A 4,166-nucleotide genomic window follows, 5' to 3' on the forward strand; every position below is an offset into this window, starting at 1 on the left:
ATCGGTCTGAGGTGTAAGTGTAGCAATACGCTCAGCTGACAGATACGAATCGGTCGAGGGCTTACCCTAATCGTAAGCCTCGCTCCCTTGACTTGATACATGAAGTATTTACTTTTGAAGGTGCGATTCCTTCAATTCCATATGTCTGGTGGCAATGGCGGAGGGGACCCACTCGTTCCCATACCGAACACGATCGTTAAGCCCTCCAGCGCCGATGGTACTTGGGACGCAGGTCCCTGGGAGAATAGGTCGTCGCCAGGCACTTTAAAAAACAGCTCTCACTTCATTAGAAGTGGGGGCTGTTTTTGTATGGAATGAAGTTTAGGAAGCCTTCTGCTCTACAGCTAGAAGGAATAAGATAGCCTTCGTCTTTAGTTGGGTATCAAACGGCTTTATTAATCCCTTATTTCTTTTTATAAATCATTAGAGAAAGGAAAGCCATAAAAATTTCTGCTCCTAAGTATCCAAACATCATGGGATTAGGAGAACCATCAATGATAATACCAACTAATCGTCCACTAGCCATTAACAGCATGACAATTATGATGAATTTCAAACCATTGTTAACGAGAGCTGTATTTTGAGCCATCCAAGCAATGAATACTCCTATGGCTATAGACATTCCTCCGTAAGTAGCTCGCATATCAATTATGGACGAAGAACTATCCGGCACTGAATCGGTAACCAATTGAGCTAGTTGAGTAGGGAAGAGTAAAAAAGCAATACCATAGACGATAAATACAAAGCTATTAAACCACAATAAAGAACGCTTATAACTCATGAAGTGACTCCTCTGTTTTAGAATCGATCGCCATCCACCTAAATACCCAGGGTTGAGCTAGTAACTCACTAATTATAAAATGAATATCATTGTATATCAAACAGTTTTCGGATTAAAATGGGGATTTTAGTAAGTGGGAAATGGAATATGAGTGGGAGAAAAGGAGGGTTTCGCTTGATATACTCGACGATGCCACTTTCCCATAACCCGCAAGAAGCGTATGGACCAATATTGACGGATAAGAGGGTATTAGAAGCCGAAGAAATACTGGGAGTGAAACTCTAGTATCAACCGCATCGGCAAAAAGTGACGTTGGGTACTTTTCATGTACACTGAAGACTCACATGCAATCACTTTTCTCTAAGGTCAAGTATCAAGCAAATTTAGAGAGGAAGAGAGGAAAACATGAACATGCAAAACGTATCGAATGTAGAACAATTGGAGTCCATAAAATCTTTCCGATCAACAATAGGTAAACTTGAAAACTCCTTAGCTAAGATGACTCAGAAAGGTGCCAATACTACCCTAGTAAAGAAACGACTCAACGCTTGTAACATCGGATTAGCAATTCTAGAAAGTGCTTGGAATCAAACACCTCTTGGTTATACGAAGGAGGAGATAGAAGAAGCTCGCAATGATCTTACTGGTTTATTTCTATCAGTTGAGAAAGCTTACGCTAAGACAAAGGCAGAAAGTCCTCAAAGAACGCTTTTAGAAAGAAGAATAAAGGCATTGAAACTTTCTATTCAAGGGGTTGATTATCTTTTTAATAAATGATATATTCTTAACTTTATTTCTGATGAAGATAACGGTCAAGGAAAGCGATGGATTCAAACGGCACCAACAAAGGGCGCAGAGACAAGCATCATTTTGCACAATACCAAAATGTCACCTGGGATAGATCTTGGTACACCTTCGTTAATGTTTTTATCGAATCCAACAAGAATATCAAAGTCGGCGAAATTTTAAATATGTCTTTTGGTAGGGTATTTAACTTCCCCCGATAATGAAGCAAATTACATTGCAGTCATGAAATAAAGTAAACTCAACTTAGACGATGTGGTATTAGGTCAATAGATTGGACACAAGAAATCTAGAAAGTTTATGCGACTGGGGACAGGGATTCATAGTAGCAGATTCCCTTTCACTTTCGAAAGGTAGTTTGCTATGCTATGTAATATACAAAGCACCCCATTCCAATGAAAGAGTGGAGTGCTTTGTTCTGTCAGTATAACCTTTTTTGTATAAAAGTTAGGAGGAGATGGACTTCTCCTCTTTAAATTTCGAGTGGTAAGAGTCCCTTCTAATCAATTATACAATTTATTTATGAATTTGAATTTAGTCGATACTGACCATAAGTTAGAACCATTGCAAGCAAGAAAATCACACTGGCGGGTGCTGATTCTGCCATCCCTTGACCGGCTGCGAAATGAAAGAAAATGGCTCCGGCCATAATAACTGAGATTAAACCTGCCGACCAAACGACCAGTTGATTTTTCCAAAAACCTACTAATAAACCTAGTCCACAAAGTAGTTCGAGGACACCGGTTACATACAAAAACCAAATAGGTAAGTTTAAAGCTTCAAATTGAGTAACCATAGAATCGGTTGCCAATAGCATATTAAAACCAATAAATGTAAAGGCGCCACCTAACAAACCTTGAAGAATTCTTACAACCCATTTCATAATAAAACCTCCTGAATTTAATTAGAAATTGAATATTTTACGTTTAGTTCTTTAATCCCATGCTTATATTGCATATATAAATGTCCATCATTGCAACATCCTCAATTGACGATATCTTCGAGGTTTTCGCACTATCGTCAACATGCTGTCTTCAGCGATACGTGATAATTTCTTATCAACTCCTTTTTCATTTCAACATTATCTTGAATTCAAGATAATTATATTCGATATATTTTTTGGGGTCAAGTAGTGTCATCAGTAGAGTATCATCTTTTTATTTCCATAATGGGTGTACTTTTTACGCTCCGGGGAGGATGGTACTTAGGGATACAGATTCCCAGTTCCAGGTGTAGTAGACCTGGCTACATAAAAAAAGCCGAGCCCCCGTTTTTGAAGATGGAACAGGAGCTTGGCTTTTACAATAGACGCCTCACTTACCGCAGTAGGCAGTGTGATAAAGAATGATCAAGATCTACCCTTACTTAGCTGTGTATAGTAAGTGATCGTGAGAGTAGTCCATAAAATACCGATGACGAGAATAGGAACAATCGCTTGTGGAATCGGAAAGAAAAAGAAATACAGCAATAGCAATATGGGAATCATCAAGTTGAGACGTGCGAAGGAGCGGAAAGCGGCTTGGTAGGCAAGATGCTTTTCACCTTCATCCATTTGTTCAAAATGATCAACGGGAGGGTTCCACGACCAGAAGCGAATAGAGCGATCGGGGAAATTGCGATTGTGCTGTTTAATAGCGAAAGAGGCAACGGAAGAACTGAGAAGTCCAAGGAAAAAGATGACGAGAAAAGGGACCACCAAATACCAGGGTAGTTGCCAAGCGACCTCTATTGAATTCTCGGTAAAGCTGGCGGAAGTACCTGCACAGATCATGATAACAAAGCCAACAGTAGAAGAAATGATAGATAAGTAAACATATAAAAACATCTTGTTACTAGCCGTCGTCTCATGAACGGCATCTAGATCTGGCTTACGTAGTTTCTTCATATGATGAATCAACAGAAACAACGAGAGGATCGTTATCACAATCAGTATGATCATGAGGATCAGTAGGATGATATCCAGTATGAATGCTGCCTCTAGTGGAGAGGAGCTCTGAAAATCCACAAATCCAATAAACGCGGCGCGAAAAATTGAGAACAGAATTACCGAAGCGACAACCACAGTGATCCACTTTAACGTGGATGATTTGAACATCGTCATTCCTCCTCTGTTAGTGTGAATACTTCCTCTACAGTCACATCAAAAGCATGAGCAATTTTCAAGACAAGCACGATGGAGGGATGATAATCTCCTCGCTCTATTAGACTGATGGTTTGACGTGAAACAGAAATCTTCTGTGCTAAGACGGTTTGGCTCCAGCCATTTTTTGCACGCAACTCTTTTAGGCGATTGACCAACATAATTTTCCTTCCTCCTGCCATCAGTGTAAAAGATCATTGTCATTTTGTCAATGATCATTGTCAAGAAGGGAGAAGTATATCGCGAAAGAAGCGATTGGTTGTAGGAAAGGCAGTTTTACATTAAGAAAAAGTAAAAATCATGTTGACGAGAGTATCTCAGCATGGTATTATAGATCTTGTCGCCACGAAAGAGTGGACAAGACAAACCGCCGGATGGCGGGGATAAAGAGAAATTGTTCCTTGAAAACTGAAGAGCGAAAGATAGACCCAAGTCAATGAA

Annotated in this window: 5 protein-coding genes, 1 rRNA gene and 1 pseudogene; 3 read left to right on the plus strand and 4 right to left on the minus strand. The window is 39.7% G+C overall.

The genetic code is table 11. From position 1 onward, the window contains the following. Window positions 1–144: 144 nt before the first annotated feature. Window positions 145–261 (plus strand): 5S ribosomal RNA (rrf, locus tag AC6RGY_RS16375). A 142-nt stretch (window positions 262–403) separates the two neighbouring features. Here the strand turns inward: rrf and AC6RGY_RS16380 are convergent. Next, the gene (locus tag AC6RGY_RS16380; protein WP_499864869.1) at window positions 404–781 is read right to left on the minus strand and encodes a DUF4345 domain-containing protein; all 378 of its coding nucleotides are present in this window, start codon (window positions 779–781) and stop codon (window positions 404–406) included. A 411-nt stretch (window positions 782–1,192) separates the two neighbouring features. Here AC6RGY_RS16380 and AC6RGY_RS16385 point away from each other — a divergent pair, with 411 nt between their 5' ends. Beyond that, complete coding sequence (locus AC6RGY_RS16385; RefSeq protein ID WP_499864876.1) at window positions 1,193–1,558, plus strand: hypothetical protein; 366 nt, start codon at window positions 1,193–1,195, stop codon at window positions 1,556–1,558. 15 nt (window positions 1,559–1,573) lie between these two features. Continuing rightward, window positions 1,574–1,819, plus strand: a pseudogene (locus AC6RGY_RS16390) (VOC family protein); the annotation flags it as partial. A gap of 286 nt (window positions 1,820–2,105) precedes the next feature. Here the strand turns inward: AC6RGY_RS16390 and AC6RGY_RS16395 are convergent. The 3 genes from AC6RGY_RS16395 to AC6RGY_RS16405 form a co-directional block, all read right to left on the minus strand. Next, window positions 2,106–2,468: a DoxX family protein gene (locus AC6RGY_RS16395; RefSeq protein ID WP_499864871.1), complete on the minus strand. Its 363-nt coding sequence runs from the start codon at window positions 2,466–2,468 to the stop codon at window positions 2,106–2,108. Window positions 2,469–2,933: 465 nt separating this feature from the next. Continuing rightward, window positions 2,934–3,680: a DUF3169 family protein gene (locus AC6RGY_RS16400; RefSeq protein WP_499864873.1), complete on the minus strand. Its 747-nt coding sequence runs from the start codon at window positions 3,678–3,680 to the stop codon at window positions 2,934–2,936. Between the two features lie 2 nt (window positions 3,681–3,682). Next, window positions 3,683–3,889 carry a helix-turn-helix transcriptional regulator gene (locus tag AC6RGY_RS16405; RefSeq protein ID WP_499864878.1) on the minus strand — a complete coding sequence of 69 codons (207 nt, stop codon included), beginning with the start codon at window positions 3,887–3,889 and terminating at the stop codon, window positions 3,683–3,685. Window positions 3,890–4,166 lie beyond the last annotated feature (277 nt).

This window comes from Mechercharimyces mesophilus (assembly GCF_059818345.1).